The organism is Georgenia wangjunii, assembly GCF_036421975.1.
Classification (GTDB): domain Bacteria; phylum Actinomycetota; class Actinomycetes; order Actinomycetales; family Actinomycetaceae; genus Georgenia_A; species Georgenia_A wangjunii.
In genome coordinates, this window is the sequence record NZ_JAZGON010000001.1 from 306,106 (window position 1) to 323,481 (window position 17,376).

The 17,376-nt window shown below is 72.6% G+C and carries 12 protein-coding genes; 7 read left to right on the forward strand and 5 right to left on the reverse strand.

The genetic code is table 11. The features are described from left to right. Nucleotides 1-103: 103 nt before the first annotated feature. Nucleotides 104-1,963 (reverse strand): BNR repeat-containing protein, encoded by a 1,860-nt coding sequence (locus V2J63_RS01380; RefSeq protein WP_331229180.1) that lies wholly within the window; start codon nucleotides 1,961-1,963, stop codon nucleotides 104-106. A gap of 443 nt (nucleotides 1,964-2,406) precedes the next feature. Between V2J63_RS01380 and V2J63_RS01385 the strand changes: the two genes are divergently transcribed. The 4 genes from V2J63_RS01385 to V2J63_RS01400 all read left to right on the forward strand — a co-directional run bounded on the left by V2J63_RS01385 (nucleotide 2,407) and on the right by V2J63_RS01400 (nucleotide 7,645). After that, nucleotides 2,407-3,264 (forward strand): PRC and DUF2382 domain-containing protein, encoded by an 858-nt coding sequence (locus tag V2J63_RS01385; RefSeq protein WP_331229181.1) that lies wholly within the window; start codon nucleotides 2,407-2,409, stop codon nucleotides 3,262-3,264. Between the two features lie 205 nt (nucleotides 3,265-3,469). Further along, on the forward strand, nucleotides 3,470-4,117 hold the full coding sequence (locus V2J63_RS01390) for a hypothetical protein (RefSeq protein ID WP_331229182.1): 648 nt from the start codon (nucleotides 3,470-3,472) through the stop codon (nucleotides 4,115-4,117). A 70-nt stretch (nucleotides 4,118-4,187) separates the two neighbouring features. After that, nucleotides 4,188-5,069, forward strand: coding sequence for an ABC transporter ATP-binding protein (locus V2J63_RS01395; RefSeq protein ID WP_331229183.1), 882 nt, complete (start codon nucleotides 4,188-4,190; stop codon nucleotides 5,067-5,069). Continuing rightward, complete coding sequence (locus V2J63_RS01400) at nucleotides 5,069-7,645, forward strand: ABC transporter permease (RefSeq protein ID WP_331229184.1); 2,577 nt, start codon at nucleotides 5,069-5,071, stop codon at nucleotides 7,643-7,645. Before V2J63_RS01395 ends, V2J63_RS01400 begins: the two co-directional genes overlap by 1 nt. A 200-nt stretch (nucleotides 7,646-7,845) precedes the next feature. Here V2J63_RS01400 and V2J63_RS01405 read toward each other — a convergent pair whose 3' ends face one another. Continuing rightward, a complete protein-coding gene (locus V2J63_RS01405) occupies nucleotides 7,846-12,390 on the reverse strand; it encodes an ExeM/NucH family extracellular endonuclease (protein WP_331229185.1) in 4,545 nt (1,514 codons plus the stop codon). 322 nt (nucleotides 12,391-12,712) lie between these two features. Between V2J63_RS01405 and V2J63_RS01410 the strand changes: the two genes are divergently transcribed. After that, entirely contained in the window at nucleotides 12,713-13,156 is a 444-nt protein-coding gene (locus V2J63_RS01410) for a phage holin family protein (RefSeq protein ID WP_331229186.1), read from the forward strand. Beyond that, nucleotides 13,153-13,488, forward strand: a complete 336-nt coding sequence (locus tag V2J63_RS01415; RefSeq protein WP_331229187.1) for a DUF3618 domain-containing protein — start codon at nucleotides 13,153-13,155, stop codon at nucleotides 13,486-13,488. The genes V2J63_RS01410 and V2J63_RS01415 overlap by 4 nt, the downstream gene beginning before the upstream one ends. Before the next feature lie 138 nt (nucleotides 13,489-13,626). On the opposite strand, the gene V2J63_RS01420 is transcribed toward V2J63_RS01415, so the two are convergent. Further along, nucleotides 13,627-13,839 (reverse strand): BldC family transcriptional regulator, encoded by a 213-nt coding sequence (locus V2J63_RS01420; protein WP_331229188.1) that lies wholly within the window; start codon nucleotides 13,837-13,839, stop codon nucleotides 13,627-13,629. A 308-nt stretch (nucleotides 13,840-14,147) separates the two neighbouring features. Between V2J63_RS01420 and V2J63_RS01425 the strand changes: the two genes are divergently transcribed. Further along, the gene (locus V2J63_RS01425; protein ID WP_331229665.1) at nucleotides 14,148-14,342 is read left to right on the forward strand and encodes a DUF3073 domain-containing protein; all 195 of its coding nucleotides are present in this window, start codon (nucleotides 14,148-14,150) and stop codon (nucleotides 14,340-14,342) included. Nucleotides 14,343-14,674: 332 nt separating this feature from the next. On the opposite strand, the gene purM is transcribed toward V2J63_RS01425, so the two are convergent. Continuing rightward, a complete protein-coding gene (gene purM, locus V2J63_RS01430; protein ID WP_331229189.1) occupies nucleotides 14,675-15,793 on the reverse strand; it encodes a phosphoribosylformylglycinamidine cyclo-ligase in 1,119 nt (372 codons plus the stop codon). Further along, nucleotides 15,790-17,343: an amidophosphoribosyltransferase gene (purF, locus tag V2J63_RS01435; protein ID WP_331229190.1), complete on the reverse strand. Its 1,554-nt coding sequence runs from the start codon at nucleotides 17,341-17,343 to the stop codon at nucleotides 15,790-15,792. The genes purM and purF overlap by 4 nt, the downstream gene beginning before the upstream one ends. Between the last annotated feature and the right edge of the window lie 33 nt (nucleotides 17,344-17,376).

A 17,376-nucleotide genomic window follows, 5' to 3' on the forward strand; every position in this document is an offset into this window, starting at 1 on the left:
AGGACGGAACTGCGTCGTCGTGCGGTGGCGACCACCGCGAGGTTGCCCGCCCCGCGGGGACGCGCCGTGAGCGCTCCCCCGCGGGTGGCCCGCCGAGGCGGCGTCAGCTGCAGGCGTGGGCGGCGTGGCCGGCCGTCACCGACGTGGCCCCGGCGCCCGTGCCGGTCGTCGCCGTGACCTCCCCCTCGGGCACGGAGCCGAGGCGGGAGCTGAAGGCGACGGAGGCCGCGCGGCCCGGCGCCACGGTCATCGTCCGCGTGCCGTAGGCGCCGGAGACGACGACCTCGACCGGCTCGTCGGCGGAGCTTGCCACCCGCACCGCCTGGACGGCTCTGCCGACGACGCACCGGGTCGCGGCCTCCACCGCGAGCACGGGCGGCTCCTCGATGGGCTCCTGGCCCGTCTCGGTGCGGACGTGGTTGACGCACTCGAGCTCACCGGTGAAGTCGAAGCTCTCCCAGCCGCCGTCCCGGCACGCGTCCTCGGTGCCGAGGACGACGACCTCGAGCGGCTGCGCCCCGGGCCACGTCGCGCGCGAGCGGTCCTGGTTCTCCCCGAGGCTCTCCCAGCGCAGGAGGTAGCGCAGGTCCTCGTCAGGGTCCGGAAGGAGCCGGCGGGCGTGGAACGAGCCGGCCGCGCCGGAGTCGTCGTTGAGGTTGACCTGCATGTCGGTCCCGCCCTCGTTGGTGACGGGGTGGACGTAGTCGGACCGCACCTCGTTCACGCTGGCGGGCTCGGTCGCCGGCGTCGCGATCTCCTCGATCGGCTCGAGCGTCTCGCCGTCGATGATGAAGGTGCGGGACTCGCCGCGGCACGTGACGTCGAGCCGGAGGTTGCCGTCCGGGAGCACGAGGGGCTGCCAGTAGACCTCGACCTGGAAGACGAGCGTGCCGGGCTGGGAGAAGTCCCAGGCGCCGGTCCAGTCGCTCAGCTGGACGTTCTGCCAGCCCGAGGCCGAGTCGTCCGGCCGTGCGACGTAGACCTGGGTGTTCCCCTCCTCGTCGTACTTGTGGTAGGCGACGACGGGCGCGCCGTCGGCGTCGAAACCGACCTGGGCGTTGTTGTTGATCATGCCGCCCTCGGGCGGGACCGGGTCGACGACGTCGCTCGTGCCGAGCGTGATCGGCAGCGTGACCGCTTCCCCGGCGCTCGTCTCCCAGGAGACGAGGTCCGCGCTGCGCGCGTAGGAGACGGTGTGGGTGGACGAGGCGATCGGGGTGTCCCGCCAGACCCAGACCATGTGGTAGTTCCCGTCGGGCCCGAGCCGGGGCTTGGCCGCGTACGCGTTCCGCTGGCCCTCGCCGGAGAGGAGCGGGCTGTCGATGAGCCCGCCCCACGTCCGGGTCGCGGCGTCGTAGGCGTTGTAGAGGTCGATGCCGTTGCCGCTCCCGCCGTCGCGGTACCGGTAGACGAGGGTGCCGTCCTCGAGCTCGAGGAAGACGGGGTAGGTGACGCTGCGCTCGCGGTCGGCACCAACCATCGTGGGGACGGCCTCGAGCGTCGTGACGTCGCCCGGGGTCGTCGTACGCCAGTACCGCAGCGGCACGTTGTGCATGTTTCCGCTGACGTGGAGGTTGCCGGTGCGGTCGGTGGCCAGCGTGATGTAGTTGTGGCTGTCCCATCCGACCTGGGAACCCACGCGGTGGTGGGTCCACTCGTCGCTGCCGAGCGTGCGGTGCGCGACGGTGAGCTGACGGTCGGCGTCGTAGTAGCCGACGTACTGGTCCTCGCCGTCGGTGAGGAGCGCCTGGCCGACGTAGTGCCCGGCCCACGTGGGGCCGACCTCGACGGTGTCGAGGACCGCCTCGGGCTCCCCCGCCGCGGTGCCACCGTCCTCGACGGTGCCGCACTGGAGCGGGCCCGGATCAGCAGCGGCGGCGGTCGCGGGCAGCGCGGCGAGCGGGGCGCAGAGCAGGCCGGCGACGGCGAGCGCGGCCAACCTCGTCTGGGTTCGACTGGACATGGGTCCTCCGGGGCAGGCCCGGCCGCAGGCCCTGGTGAGCGTCGGCGCCCACGCGGGACATCGGTGTCCGGGCGTAGTGAATCGGTCAAATGCGACGTCTCCGACCCTAGGGGCGACCGCCGCGCGAATCAAGGGATCGCCCGGACGCGCTCCGCTGCACTAGACCTTTGTCGAGGCGCGCTCGTGAGCCACGGGTGAGCGGAGACGCCTTGTTGATCGCGCTCACGAAAGCCGCGCGTCATCTGCCTCGGCAGGGCCCCCCTCCGAATGCGCGCCGTGACCGGCGACCGTAGCCTGGCACGCCTCCGGGCTACCCCTTCCCGCACGTCGTAGCACCGGATGAGAACTCACATGGAAGACCCACCCGAGGCCCGCGGACCCGCGGGACAGCGGTGGCACATAGTGCGGCACCCATGCCGCGGCATCCATCGGAGGAGTATCCAATGATCAGCACGGACCAGGTCAACACCCTGCTCAACAACGGCGGGACCGTCGTCGGGAACGACGGATCCAAGATCGGCAAGGTCGAGCAGGTCTACCTCGACGACCAGACCGGCAACCCCGAGTGGGTGACCGTCAAGACCGGCCTCTTCGGCAGCGCCGAGACGTTCATCCCCCTCTCCCAGGGCAACGTGTCCGGCGACGAGATCCGCGTCCCGTTCACCAAGGACACCGTCAAGGACGCCCCGCGTGTCAGCGACGCCGAGGGCCACCTGTCACCGGAGGAGGAGGCCGAGCTGTACCGCTACTACGGCATGGACTACTCCGGGGCTGCCTCGGACACGGGCGGCGACTACTCCCGCACCACCGGGGACGCGGACCTCGCCACCGGGGACGTCACGGGCCGGCAGGGCGCGGGCTACGACGCCGACGCGCGCGGCACCGTGGGGCACGACACCTCGGGCCCGACCACCGACGACGCGATGACGCGCTCCGAGGAGCAGCTGCACGTCGGCACGGAGCGGGTGGAGGCCGGGCGAGCCCGCCTGCGCAAGTACATCGTCACCGAGAACGTCACCCGTACCGTGCCCGTCCAGCGCGAGGAGGTGCGGCTCGAGCGCGAGCCCATCACGGACGCCAACCGCGGGGACGCCCTCTCCGGCCCGGACCTGAGCGAGGAGGAGCACGAGGTCGTCCTCTCCGAGGAGCGCGTCGTCGTCGACAAGGAGACCGTGCCGGTGGAGCGCGTCCGCCTGGACAAGGACGTCGTCACCGACAACGAGCAGGTCGACGAGACCGTGCGCAAGGAGGAGATCGAGACGGACACCTCCGCCGTCGACAACGACCGCAGGACCCTCTGACCGAGGGCGCCCTCGACCCGGACGGCCGCCCGACGGCGCCGTCCACGCCGTGATGGGCCTGGGGCAGTGCCGGCCGGAAGCGGGGCCAGACCACAACTCGCGCCGTGATGGGCCTGGCGCGCTGCTGCACGGCAGCGCGCCAGGCCCGCCACTCGCCTCGCAGTGATACCAGAGCAACGACGCTCCCACGGAAGGACCCACCACCATGAGCACCAGCTACGGGCAGGACCGGCCCACCGACGACCGGCCCGAGCGCCCCGACGCGACCTCGCCCGACGACGTCGCGCACGACCGCGAGAGCGTCGTCGAGCGCGAGAAGGAGGAGTACGGCGGAGTCAAGATCGGGTCGGCTTTCTTCGGCTGGCTCACCGCCACCGGCACCGCCGTCCTCCTGACCGCCCTCGTCGCCGCCGCGGGAACCGCCGTCGGGGTAGCCACGGACACCGACATCGCCGAGGCGGCCAGCGAGGCGACGCAGGACCCAGGAACCGTCGGCCTCATCGGTGGCATCGCCCTGCTCGTCATCATGTTCGCGGCCTACTTCTGCGGAGGTTACGTCGCCGGCCGGATGGCCCGTTTCAACGGGGCGAAGCAGGGCGTCGCCGTGTGGGTCTGGGCGATCGTCATCGCGATCATCGTCGCCGTCCTCGGTCTCGTCGCCGGCGACAGGTTCAACGTCCTCGCCCAGCTCAACAGCTTCCCCCGCATCCCCGTCAACGAGGGTGACCTCACCACCGGCGGGATCGTCGCGGCGATCGCCCTCGCCCTCATCAGCCTGGCCGGGGCCGTCCTCGGCGGAGTGACCGGCATGCGCTACCACCGCAAGGTGGATCGAGCCGGTCTCGGACGCTAGCTCCGCGTGCACTCGTGCTCAGGCACGGCGCCCCGGGCGCCCGACCGGGGCGTGATGGACAATCGGCGGCATGGGACGTCACGCGCTGCCGATGCCCGGACCTACCCCCGCTCCCGGCACACCCGGTGACCGAGCAGCCGGCACGGCGCCGACGGCGCGAAGCAGGCCGCCGGCCACCGGCACCGGCACCGGCACCGCCACCGGAGCGGACGCCATCGCCTCCGCCCGAGGGCTCGTCAAGGTCTACGGCGCCGGGGACACAGCGGTGCGTGCCCTCGACGGCGTGGACGTCGACTTCGGGCGTCGCCAGCTCACCGCGATCATGGGTCCGTCCGGGTCGGGCAAGTCGACCCTCATGCACTGCATGGCGGGCCTCGACTCCCCCACGTCGGGCCGCGTCGTCGTCGACGGGACCGACATCTCGCGGATGAGCCAGCGCCAGCTCACCAAGCTGCGCCGCACCCGCATCGGGTTCGTCTTCCAGTCCTACAACCTCGTCCCCACGCTGACGGCCGCCGAGAACATCACGCTGCCCCTCGACATCGCCCGCACCCCCGTCGACCGCGAGCGCCTCGAGTCGGTCGTGCGGGCCGTCGGGCTCGAGGACCGCCTCACCCACCGGCCTACCGAGCTCTCCGGCGGGCAGCAGCAGCGGGTCGCCGCGGCACGGGCGCTCATCGCCCGGCCTGCCGTCGTCTTCGCCGACGAGCCCACGGGGAACCTCGACTCCCGGTCCGCCGCGGAGGTCCTCTCCTTCCTGCGCCGCAGCGTCGACGAGCTCGGCCAGTCCGTCGTCATGGTCACGCACGAGCCGACGGCGGCCGCGTACGCCCACCGCGTCCTCTTCCTCGCCGACGGGCGGCTCGAGGCGGAGCTCCTCGACCCGGACGCCGGCACCATCCTCGAGACGCTCGGCGAGCTCACCGACGCGCGCGAGCAGCGGCACCGCTGATGCTGCGCGTCGCGCTGCGCGAGATCCGGGCGCACCTCGTCCGGTTCGCGCTCTCCGTCCTCGCGGTGCTCCTCGGCGTCGCCTTCGTCACGGGCACGTTCTCCCTGCGCGCGATGCTCGCCGACACGTTCGACTCCATCGTCGAGTCCTCCTCCCAGGGGGACGTCTACGTGCGCGGCGTCGAACGGGCCGACGACGGCGGCGGTGGTGGCGCGCCGGCAGGGCCGCTCGCCGAGCCGCGGGCGCCCGTGCCCGTCGACCTCGCCGAGGACGTCGCCCGGGTCGACGGCGTCACCCACGCCCTGCCGGACTTCTTCGGCACGGTCGTCCTTCTCGGCGCCGACGGCCAGGCCGTCGTCAACGGCCAGGCCCCGAGCTTCGGCGGCGCCCTCCAGACCGAGGACGACCCGGGCGCCGACCTCCTCGCGGGACGTGCGCCGGTGGGCGCGGACGAGGTCGCGCTCGAGACGACCGCCCTCGAGACGTCCGGGCTCGCCGTCGGGATGCGCACGTCCGTCGTCATGGGCGCGGACGAGCTGCGCGAGGTGACCGTCGTCGGGGAGGTGACCTACGGCAACCCCATGGTCGGGACGATCCTCGTCCTCGTCGACCCCGCGACGGCCGAGGCGGCCTTCGCCCCCGACGGCACCGTCCCCTCCATCGCCGTCTACGCCGCCGACGACGCGACGCCCGCGGACATCGACGCGCTCGCCGAGCGGGTGGCCGAGGCGACGGCGGGCACGCCGGACGTCGAGGTGCTCACCGGCGAGGAGGTCCGGGCCGAGGCCCGCGAGGCGATCCAGCGGATCATCGGCTTCCTCGGCACCTTCCTCCTCGTGTTCGCGTTCATCTCGCTCTTCGTCGGCGCGTTCATCATCGCCAACACCTTCGCCATGTCCGTGCGCCAGCGGCAGCGCGAGTTCGCGCTCCTGCGCGCCGTCGGGGCCTCCCCCGGGCAGGTCGTCGCCAGTGTCATCGGCCAGGCCGCCGTCGTCGGGCTCGTGGGCTCGGCGGCCGGGGTAGGGGCGGGGATCGGGCTCGTGGCGGTCCTGCGCGCCGTCCTCGACCGCCTCGGCATGACGCTGTCGGGCCAGGTCACGGTCTCCGCGCGCGAGCTCGGGCTCGCCATGCTCGTCGGCACCGTCGTGTCGATGGTGGCTGCGGCGGTCCCGGCCCGCCGGGCGGCGACGACCCCGCCGGTGGAGGCCATGCGCGACGACGTCGTCGTGACGGAGCGCTCGCTGCGCGCGCGGGCCGTGCTCGGCGTCCTCCTCCTCGCGGGCGGCGCGTACGCCGTCCACCGGTCGACGAGCGGAGCGACCGAGGCCCCGGGGACGTGGCTCGGCGCGGGCGCCGGCGCGGTCCTCCTGGGCGCGCTCGCCGTCGCGCCGGTCATCGGGCGCGCGGCGCTCGGGGCGCTCGCCGTCCCTGCCGTCGTCACCCTGCGGCCGATGGGCCGTCTCGCGCGCGGCAACGTCACGCGCAACCCCCGCCGGACGGCGAGCACGGCCGGTGCGCTCATGATCGGGATGGCGCTCGTGAGCGCGTGCGCCGTCCTCGCGGCGTCCGCGACCGCGTCCACGACGTCGATCGTCGCGACCGAGTCCCGCGCCGACCTCACCGTGCAGTCCGCGACGTTCGCCGTCCCGCCGCAGGCGGCCGCCGATCTCGCCGTTCTCGAGGAGGCGGGGCGCGCGGACGCCACCGTCGTCGGGCAGGCGGCGCTCGGGGGATCGGCCGACGACGCCGCCGCCGTGCGCGTCCTCGGCATCCCCGCGAGCGCCTTCGGCGAGACGATCGAGGTGCACGTCGTCGCCGGCTCGCTGGAGGGACTGGCCGACGGCGAGGTCGCCGTCCAGCGCACGACCGCCGAGGAGGAGGGCTGGGACGTCGGCACGACGCTCACCCTCGCGACCGGGGACGGGGACGTGCCGGTCCGGGTCGGCGCGGTCGTCGAGTCCCAGATCCTCACCTCCCCGGTCATCCTCGACCGCGACCTCTTCGACCGGGCGGTGCCCGCGGCGGCGGCGACGGTCGTCGCCGTCTTCGTCGACGCGGCCGACGGCGTGAGTCAGGCCGATCTGCGGGACGCGGTCGACGCCGTCGTCGCCCCCTACGTCGTCCTCACCGCCCAGGACGCGGAAGAGCTGACGAGCTCGCTCGCCGACCAGGTTGACCAGGCGATGGTCATCCTCTACGCCCTCCTCGGGCTCTCGGTCGTCATCGCCGTCCTGGGGATCGTCAACACCCTCGCGCTGGCCGTCATCGAGCGGACCCGCGAGATCGGGCTCATGCGCGCCGTCGGCCTCGGGCGGCTCCAGCTGGCCGTGACGATCACCATCGAGTCGGTCCTCACGGCCGTGTTCGGGACGCTGCTCGGCGTCGTCATCGGCGTCGCGCTCGCCTCGGCGCTGCCCAACGTGTACGCCGACCAGGGGCTGCGCGAGCTCGCCGTCCCGTGGGCGCTCCTCGGCGTGGTCGTCCTGCTCTCCGGCGTGGTCGGCGTCATCGCTGCCCTGTGGCCGGCCGTCCGCGCCACCCGCCTGCCGGTGCTCGAGGCCGTCGCGACCGACTGACGACCCGCGCCCGGACGCACGTCTCCCGCGCTCTCGCCTCGGCCGCACCTCCCGAGCCAGGGCGCGATCGTCGTCGCGAGGCGGGGCTCGTGCGACCCGACCCGGCCCAGCCCAGCCCGGCCCGGCGCGGCGCGGCGCGGCGCGGACAGCGAAGGCCCCCGGTCAGCCGTGGCTGACCGGGGGCCCGTGACCGCAAGCGTCTACGCGCGGGGCGTCACCGCCCGGCGGCTCACCGCGACCGCGCCGCCGAGGAGCATCAGCATGAGCGCGAGGCCGAGCACCCCGAGGTCAGCACCGGTGCTCGGCAGGCCCGGACCGCCGGGCGGGGTGGTCGGCTGGCCGGGCTGCGTCGGCGTCGGCGTCGGCTGGCCCGGGCCGTCGTCGCCCGTGATCGTCACGGGGAACTGGACGAGCGTGCCCGTCGGCTCGGCGATGAGGTACACGACGTACTCCCCGCTCAGGTCCTCGTTGAGGGTCATCGTCACGCTCGCCGCACCGTCGACGACGGCGGACCCGGTGATCGCCTCGATCTCCTCGTCCCCGTCCCCGACGAAGCCGGCCGGCAGGAGGTAGACCTGCAGCGAGGTGTTGGCCGGGCTGCCGAGCGAGGTGAGGTCGAGGTCGCTCACCTCGAACGAGACGGTCTCACCGGCGACGAGGTCGGTGGGCAGGGGGTCGACGACCGTCGCGTGCTTCGCGTAGCGCGGCGAGACCGGCGAGCTCTCCTCGAAGAAGGCGATCCACGCGTCGCGGTCGATGAGACCGGAGTTGCGCACGTCGCTCGCCTCGGTGAAGACCCCGAAGTTGTCACCGCCCTGCGCGAGGAAGGAGAACGTCCCGACCCGGTACTCGCCCGTGGGGTCGAGCGGGAGCCCGTCCACCGTGACGGAGGTGATCCGCTCGCCGCGCGGGGCGTCCGGGTCGTACGTGTAGGAGACGTTCTCCGACAGGCCCAGCTTGAGGAACGTCCGCGAGGCTCCCTCCGGCTGCCACTGCTGCTCGAGCATCTCGACGAGCTGCTCGCCGGTCAGCGTGAGGGTCCACAGCTCGTTGAGGAAGGGCAGCACCGCGTTCGCCTCCGCGAACGTCACCTCTCCGTCCTCCTCCTGCCCGGACGCCTCGTAGAAGAGGTCCGCGCGCAGGCCGCCCGGGTTGACGACGCCGATGGTGGCGCCGCCCCGCTCCTCGCTCGAGAGCCGGTTGACGAGCGCGTCGGCGACGAGGTTGCCGAGCGTCGACTCGCTGCTCCGGTCGTCGCGGCGCGGGGAACCGTCCTCGGCGACCGTGTACGCCGTCGTGATGTCCGCCGTGATCTCGCCGATGACGACGCTGCCGAGCTCGTCCGCCTCGGCGAGGGCCTCGTCGAGGATGACCTTGGCCTCGGCCACGCGGGGGTACGTCGCGACGAGCTCTTCCCACGGCGTCTGCGTCACGGGGACGTTGCGGGCGCTGTAGTCCGCGACGTCACCCGTCTCGGCGTCCACGGTGAGGACCACCTGGGAGACGTACGAGCCATAGCTCTCGCCCTGGATGACCGGGCGGAACTGGCCCGCCTCGCCCGTGACCGGGCCGTCCCATGCGTAGACCTTGTGGGTGTGGCCGTTGAAGATCGCGTCCACCTGCGGGCTCGTCTCGGTGACGATCCGTGCGAACACGCCGCCCTCGGCGATCTCGTCCTCGATCGTCGTCGCATCGGTGAAGCCGGCGCCCTCGTGGTACGCGGCGAGGATGACGTCCGCCTCCCCGTTCGCGGGGTCCCCGTCGCTCAGCTGTGCGGCGACGCGGTTGACGGCGGCCACGGGGTCACCGAAGTCGAGGCCTGCCACACCGGCAGGGCTCACGAGCGTCGGCGTCTCCTCGGTGACGGCGCCGATGACGGCGACGTCGAGGCCCTGGACCTCGAAGGTCGCGTACTCCGGCAGCGCCGGGGTCTCGGTGCCCTCCTCGTAGACGTTGGCCCCGAGGTAGGAGAAGTCCGCCCAGTCGTCGACCTGGCCGGTGAGGTTGTCGAAGCCGCCGTCGAACTCGTGGTTGCCCACGGCCGAGGTGGCGAGGTCGAGCGCGTTGAGGAGCTCGATCGTGGGCCGGTCCTCGGCGAGCGAGGACGGGAACAGCGAGGCCCCGATGTTGTCGCCCGAGGAGAAGAACAGCGTGCTGGCGTCCCCGTGCTCCGCGCGGAGCTCCTCGATCGTGCCGGCGAAGGACAGCGTCGCGTTGAGGACCTCCCCCGTCGGCTCACCGTCGTCGTCCTCGACCTCGACGTAGTCGAAGAGCCGGCCGTGGAAGTCGTTGATGGCGAGGAAGCTGAGGTCGACGAGGCCGTCGAGCTCGAGGCCGACGAGGAGCGGGTCGTGGTCGCTCGAGCGGTAGGGGCTCTCGTCGTACAGGTCGGTGACGTTGTAGTTGTACCGGCTGTACTCGAGCCCGAGCGCCTCGTAGGCGTTGATGTTCCAGATGTCCGCGCCGGTCACGTGGTCGAGTGCCGGGTCGTGGACGAGGACGTGGTCGAGCGAGCCGACGAGGCCCGAGAAGGAGTACGTGCTCTCACCCGTCAGCTCCTGGCCGACGTTCGTGTAGCCCGCCTCGTCGAGGACCATCATCGGGTCCTCCATCGTGTAGGCGTTGAAGTCACCGAGGAGCAGGACGACGTCCGTGCCGAGCTCGGCGATGAGGTCGTCGGCGAAGTCGACGAGCGCCTCGGCCTGCTCGACCCGGTCGGCGTTCCACGAGCCCTGGCCGTCGCCCTGGTCGACGTTGCCGCCCGTGGCGCCCGAGGGCGAGCCCTTCGACTTGAAGTGGTTGGCGATGGCGATGAAGGTGTCCGCGCCCTCGACCGGCTCGCCGTCGTCGCCGACGAGGGCGAACTCCTGGGCGACCGGCTCACGGGCGTTCGAGAACGCCTCGTCCCCGATGAGGATCTCCGACTCCCCGACGGGGGCGACGGCGGAGGGGCGGTAGATGAAGGCGTTGCGGATGACGTCCTCGTCGGCCGGGACGGCCTCCGGGGAGGCGACGTACGCCCACGTGCCCTCGCCGGCCTCGGCGTTGAGGGCGTCGACGAGACCCGCGAGCGCGGCGTCGCGGTCCTCGTCCTCGGTGAAGGTGCGCGAGTTCTCGATCTCGAGGAGCCCGACCACGTCGGCGTCGAGCGCGAGGATGGCCGCGACGATCTTCGCGGTCTGCCGGGCGAGGTTCTCCTCGTCGTAGGCGCCGCGGACGTCGCAGAAGTCGGTGGTCGTCGGGTTGCCCTCACGGTCGGCGAAGAACTCGCAGCCCGCCTCGTCCGCGCCGAGGCTCGTGAAGTAGTTGAGGACGTTGAAGCTGGCGACCTGGACGTCGCCGCCGACGGCCTCGGGCGCCGCCGTGCGGGTGTTCTCGAACGTCACGGGCGCCGCGTCGTTGTCGCCGGTCACCTGCGTGGTCGGCTGGAAGTTCCACTGGAACCGGTAGTCGAGGATGACCGGGTCCGTGAACGTGACCGCAGCGCCTACCCGGACCGGGTTGTCCAGGCTGAGGTAGGGGACTGCCGTCTCGTGGTTGTCCTGGTCGAAGTTCGTGTAGTCCCAGCTCGACCCGTCGTCGAGGGTGACGGCGCGGGCCGCGTTGTCCGCGATGACGGCGTCGGCGTCGGCGGTGCCGGGACGGGCGACGTCGGTCGGCTGGCGCAGCGGCTCCTCACCGGTGGCGAGGCCGACGCTCCCGTAGCGGTTGGTCGGGTAGGTGTCCGTCACCGTGTACGCGCCCTGCGGAGCGATGAGCATGCCCTCGTAGACCTCGCGCTCGGCGTCGGTCTCCGGGAAGACGATCTCGGCCGGGACGACGTCCTCGACCACCTCGTCGAGGACCTCCCACGTGACGTCGACGACCTCGGTGAGGCCGTTGAACTCCTCGACCTCGCCCGTCACCTCGACGTAGTCGCCGACGGCGACGGCGTCAGCGAGGTCCGGGCCGTAGACGAAGACGCCGTGCGAGGCGTCGTGGCCCTCGAGGTCCGCGCCCGTGCCGGGCGTCTGGATGTACGCGCCGTCGAGGTTCCCGTCCGGGTAGACCGCCGTGACGACACCGGTCGTGATGACGGCGGAGCCGGCCAGCGGTGAGGCTTCCCCGGTGCCCTGGATCTCAGCGATGGTCACCTCGACCGGGTCCCCCGGACCCTCGGGAGGCGTGTTGAGCGTGCCGAAGGAGCTCGGCGCCGGGCCGGTCCACACGCCGTCGATGCGCTGGAGCGACTCGCCGACGGGGTCGCTGCCCGACTGGAGGACACCGATGTCGGTGCTGTCGACCGCGTCGGCCGGCCCGCCGATCCCGGTGAACTCCCCCTCGTAGGAGAGGAACTCCACGAGGGCGCCGTCGGCGTCGACGAGCGCGACGCCGTCGGGGGCGCCGTTCTGCAGCCCCGCGATCTCCACCGTGACGACGCCCGCGGCGGGCACCGTCCCGTCCAGCGTCCCCGTCGGGGTGTACGGAGCCCCGTTGTTGCCGTTGTACGGGACGACCGTCCAACCGGTGAGGTCCGTGCCGACGGGGGCCTGGACCTCGACGGCCTCGCCGACGTCAGCTCCCTGGTTGTCGTAGTGGATCTCGCTGATGAAGACCGGGCCGTCCGCCAGGAGGAACGGAGTGGATATCGGGCCGGCTGCGGCCGGCGCGAGGCCGACAACCGGGGACAGCAGGAGCGCGCCGGCGGCCGCTGCCGCGACGCCACCCCTCCTGCTCGTGCGGGCACTGCGGGAAGTACGGCTCACTACCACTCCTGTCGTCGACCAACTGCGGGCTCCGACGCGCACGCCAGTGTGCGCGATCGCCATGTGCGGGCAACCCGATTGTCAGGGCTGCGACCAGGATGAGTCAACGTCTCATGTGACGAGACATGAAACGTTCACCACGGCGCCACCCGGGCGCCACCAGGTGTCGTCATCGATCACCACGGGCACCTGCGGGGCGCCCGGGCCCGACCCGACGGCGGACCGAGGTGCACCAGGAGCGCCCGCCCGCAATCATGGGGCCACGGGCAGACCGCCCCCGGGCGCACACCGTGCGCCCCGTGCACGGAGGAGAGGTATCGCGGTGGACGATCCCGCACAGCACGCAACCGGAGCAACAGCCATGCCGGGCACCCCGGGAAAGTCGGGGCCGACGGTCGGTGAGCTCGTCGCCCGGCTCTCCGACCAGTTCTCCCGCCTCGTGCGCGACGAGCTCAAGCTCGCGCAGACCGAGATCGCCGCGAAGGGCAAGCAGCTCGGCGTCGGGGTCGGCATCTTCGCCGCCGCGGCCCTCTTCGGCTTCTTCGGGCTCGCCGTCCTCATCGCGGCCGCGGTCCTCGGACTCGCCGAGGCCGTTCCGGCCTGGCTCTCCGCCATCATCGTCGGCGTCGTCCTTCTCATCATCGCCGCGATCGCGGCCCTGCTGGGGAAGAAGCGCCTGGAGGCGGGGGCTCCCCCCACCCCGGACGCGGCGAAGAAGAACGTCAAGCGCGACATCGACGCGGTGAAGAAGGGGATCCAGTCATGAGCGACGACGCCAAGGACGCGAAGGACACGCGCAGCGCCACCCAGATCGAGTCCGACCTGGCACGCACGCGCGCCGAGCTCACGAGCACCGTCAACGAGCTGAGCGAGATGCTCGACCCGCGCAAGCAGGTGGAGAACGCGAAGAACAGCGTGCGCGAGGCAGTCGACCGCACGAGCGCGTCCGCCCGCCAGACCGTGGAGGACCTGCGCGTCCAGGCGAAGAACTTCCTCGAGGACGTCAAGGGCGGGGACCCGAAGTCGGTCGGCTTCCTCGGTGCCGGCGTGGCGGTCGCCCTCACCGCGCTCGTCGTCCGCGTCAAGCGCGGGCGCTAGTTACGCCGCGCGAGGCGCCGACGGCAGGCCCGCAGACGGCAGTGCGCAGTCGCCAGTGTGCTGGCGGCAGTGCGCTGCCGGGCGAGGGCGCTGCCGGCACACCCGCTGCGCCACCGCGGCGGGTGTGCCCCGTCGGGCCTACGAGGTGCCGGCGCTCGACTGCGTGAGCCCGTGCGCCGTGAGCAGGACATCAACCTCGCTGCGCAGGTAGCGCCGATGCCCGCCGAGGGTTCGCACGACGGACAGCTTCCCGGCGTTGGCCCACCGGGTCACCGTCTTCGGGTCCACCCGGAACCGCATCGCCACCTCACCCGGTGTGAGCAGCGTCTCTTCGTCCTGCCAGTCGTCCATGTCGTCCCCATCCCGGTGGCCGAGGCCACCGATACATCGCGTGGATGCGTTGACTTCCGCGGGTCCTTCTCAGGCTAACGAGCGCGGTTTGGGCGAAATGTGGACCTTGGTCCCAGGCGGGCGCGCTGCGCCGTGGGCGCTCGCCGACGCGCGGCGGTCAGGGGCTGCAGGTCCGCTGACCGGTCCCGGATGGTCGTTCTGCCCGGCGACCATGTACGGTGGCCACACGACACATACATGACCACATACACGGGGCCGCACCGGACATCGGTGCCTGCCCCGCTTCTACGTTGGAGGGGGTCGACGCCATGGGGCGCGGCCGTCAAAAGGCCAAGCAGACGAAGGTCGCTCGCCGGCTGAAGTACTACAGCCCGGAGACCGACTACCGAGCTCTCGAACGAGAGCTCACGTCAAGCGAGCGCGACGCACAGCGTCGCGCAGAGTTAGAGATTCCCCCCGCCGTGGACGAGGACGACTGGGGCGTCGAGCCGAGCGCTCGTTGACCCCTCGGCAGGTCCCGCCCAGCCCTGTGCTGGACGAGCCTGCTGACGTCCGTGGTCCGCAGGCCGCGCGGCTCGTCGGTGCGCCCCGGCGCATGCACCGGAGCTCCGGCGCACGGCGAGCTGCACGGCCCTCCGGCGACCCCGCCGGGCGGCGCCTCGCCCGTGCACCTCGGCGCGCCCGCCCCGAGGCCCGGCGCCCGCACGCGTCCCCCCTGCGGCCCAGCCCCGTCCACGCCACCCGCTGAGGCGGGGCTGGCCGGGCCGGCGGGCCGCCCGCGAGCCGGTCCGCTCTCGGGCCGGTCCGCCCTCCCGGGGGGGGACGTACGTCGGGGTCAGGCGGTGCGGTAGGTGCCGTGCATGCGCACCGCGCCGCCGCGCACGCCCTTAGTGCCGGTGACGAGGGCGCCGTCGTCGTCCGCGCGCGGGGCGCGGACCTCGCCCAGCGTCCAGGCGCGGATACCGGCACCCGCGCAGCGGCGCACCGCCTCCTCGACGGAGCCGCTCGCGACGACGGCGATCATGCCGACGCCGAGGTTGAGGGTCTGCTCGAGGTCGTCCCACGGCACGGGACCGAGCCGCCGCACGAGGTCGAAGATGGGAGGCACCGTCCACGAGCCGCGCTCGACGTCCGCGACGAGCCCGGGGGGCAGGACGCGGGCGAGGTTGGCGGCGAGGCCCCCGCCCGTCACGTGGCTGAGGGCGTGGAGGTCCACCTCGTCCGCGCGGGCCAGGTCGAGGCAGGCGCGCGTGTACAGGCGGGTCGGGGTGAGGAGCTCCTCCCCCAGGGTGCGACCGAGCTCGGGCACCGAGCGCTCGAGGCCCCAGCCGGAGACCTCGAGCACGCGACGCACGAGCGAGTAACCGTTGGAGTGCAGGCCCGAGGACGCCATGGCGATGAGGACGTCGCCCTCGCGCACGCGGTCCGGCCCGAGCACGTCCGCCGCCTCGACGACACCCGTGGCGGCGCCGGCGACGTCGTACTCGTCCGGGCCGAGCAGGCCGGGGTGCTCAGCGGTCTCGCCGCCGACGAGGGACGTCCCGGTGAGGACGCACGCCTCCGCGATCCCGCGCACGATGGCGGCGATCCGCTCCGGCACGAGCCGGCCGCACGCGATGTAGTCCGTCATGACGAGGGGCTCGGCGCCGACCACGACGATGTCGTCGACGACCATGCCGACGAGGTCGTGCCCGATCGTGTCGTGGATGCCGAGCGCCTGGGCGATGGCGACCTTCGTGCCGACGCCGTCCGTCGACGTCGCGAGCAGCGGGCGCGTGAACCGCAGGAGCGCCGAGGCGTCGTACATCCCGGCGAAGCCGCCCACGCCCCCGACGACGGCGGAGGAGTGCGTCGCGCGGACCGCCTCCTTCATGAGCTCGACGGCGACGTCCCCGGCCTCCGTGTCGACCCCGGCGGAGGCGTAGGTCACCGGTCCCCGTACGTCGGCGCTCATACCGCTCCCGCTCCTGTGCTCGTCAGTGGCCCCGGTCCGGGGGCCGCGGTCCGGCGAGCCCGCGGGCTAGGGCTCCCGGCGGTGTCGCAGCCCGACGCCGACGTCCCGTCGCGGACCTCGATCGGGTAGGCACCCGTGAAGCACGCGGTGCACAGGCGCTCCGCGGGGATCGTCGTCGCCGCGATCATGCCCTCGGTGGAGATGTAGCCGAGCGAGTTGGCGCCGAGGGAGTCCCGGATCTCGTTCGTCGTGAGCCCGTTGGCGATGAGCTCGGCGCGCGTGGCGAAGTCGATCCCGAAGAAGCAGGGCCACTTCACGGGCGGGGAGGAGATGCGCACGTGCACCTCCGCCGCGCCGGCCTCGCGCAGCATCCGCACGAGCGCCCGCTGGGTGTTCCCGCGCACGATCGAGTCGTCGACGACGACGAGGCGCTTGCCGGCGATGACCTCGCGCAGCGGGTTGAGCTTGAGCCGGATGCCGAGCTGGCGGATCGTGTCCGTCGGCTGGATGAACGTGCGGCCGACGTACGTGTTCTTGACGAGCCCCTGGGCGAACGGGATGCCGGACTCCTGGGCGTAGCCGATCGCCGCCGGCGTGCCGGACTCCGGGGTGGGGATGACGAGGTCCGCCTCGACGGGGTGCTCGCGGGCGAGCACCCGGCCCATCTCGGTGCGGGAGGCGTTGACGGAGCGTCCCGCGATGTTCGTGTCCGGGCGAGCGAGGTAGACGTACTCGAAGACGCACCCGCGCGGCGTCGCCTCCGCAAAACGCTGGGAGCGCAGTCCGTCCTCGTCGATGACGATGAGCTCGCCCGGCTCGATCTCGCGGATGAAGGTCGCACCGACGATGTCGAGGGCCGCCGTCTCCGAGGCCACGGCCCAGCCGCGCTCGAGGCGGCCGAGGACGAGTGGCCGGAAGCCGTGGGGGTCGCGCGCCGCGTAGAGCGTGTGCTCGTCCATGAACGCGAGGGAGAAGGCACCCTCGAGCATGGGCAGGACGTTCATCGCGGTGCTCTCGAGGGTGCCCGTGGGCTCGGCGTCCTCACCGACCATCCCCGCGAGGAGGGCGGTGACGACGGCGGTGTCCGTCGAGCTGCCGCGCCCGAGCTCGCCGCGCAGGTCGGTGCCGTAACGCTCGTGCACGAGGGCCATGAGCTCGCGGGTGTTCGTGAGGTTGCCGTTGTGCCCGACGGCGACGGTGCCCGACGCCGTGGGGCCGAGCGTGGGCTGGGCGTTCTCCCACGCGCTGGCGCCGGTCGTGGAGTACCGCACGTGCCCGATGGCGATGTGGCCGGTGAGCGCGGACAGGGCGCGGTCGTCGAAGACCTGCGAGACGAGGCCCATGTCCTTGTAGACGAGGATCTGCTCACCGTTGCTGGCGGCGATGCCCGCCGACTCCTGGCCACGGTGCTGGAGTGCGTAGATGCCGAAGTACGTCAGCCGGGCGACGTCCTCGCCGGGGGCCCAGACACCGAAGACGCCGCACTCGTCCTGCGGCCCCTTCTCTCCGGGCAAGAGGTCGTGGGTCAGCCGTCCGTCTCCGCGTGCCACCTGCCTATGGTCCCACACACCCGCCCGACCGCC

Bases quoted from the DNA above. Each gene is read 5' to 3' on its own strand.
- V2J63_RS01380 (WP_331229180.1), bottom strand. From the start codon at position 1,963: ATGTCCAGTCGAACCCAGACGAGGTTGGCCGCGCTCGCCGTCGCCGGC.
- V2J63_RS01385 (WP_331229181.1), top strand. From the start codon at position 2,407: ATGATCAGCACGGACCAGGTCAACACCCTGCTCAACAACGGCGGGACC.
- V2J63_RS01390 (WP_331229182.1), top strand. From the start codon at position 3,470: ATGAGCACCAGCTACGGGCAGGACCGGCCCACCGACGACCGGCCCGAG.
- V2J63_RS01395 (WP_331229183.1), top strand. From the start codon at position 4,188: ATGGGACGTCACGCGCTGCCGATGCCCGGACCTACCCCCGCTCCCGGC.
- V2J63_RS01400 (WP_331229184.1), top strand. From the start codon at position 5,069: ATGCTGCGCGTCGCGCTGCGCGAGATCCGGGCGCACCTCGTCCGGTTC.
- V2J63_RS01415 (WP_331229187.1), top strand. From the start codon at position 13,153: ATGAGCGACGACGCCAAGGACGCGAAGGACACGCGCAGCGCCACCCAG.
- V2J63_RS01420 (WP_331229188.1), bottom strand. From the start codon at position 13,839: ATGGACGACTGGCAGGACGAAGAGACGCTGCTCACACCGGGTGAGGTG.
- V2J63_RS01425 (WP_331229665.1), top strand. From the start codon at position 14,148: ATGGGGCGCGGCCGTCAAAAGGCCAAGCAGACGAAGGTCGCTCGCCGG.
- purM (WP_331229189.1), bottom strand. From the start codon at position 15,793: ATGAGCGCCGACGTACGGGGACCGGTGACCTACGCCTCCGCCGGGGTC.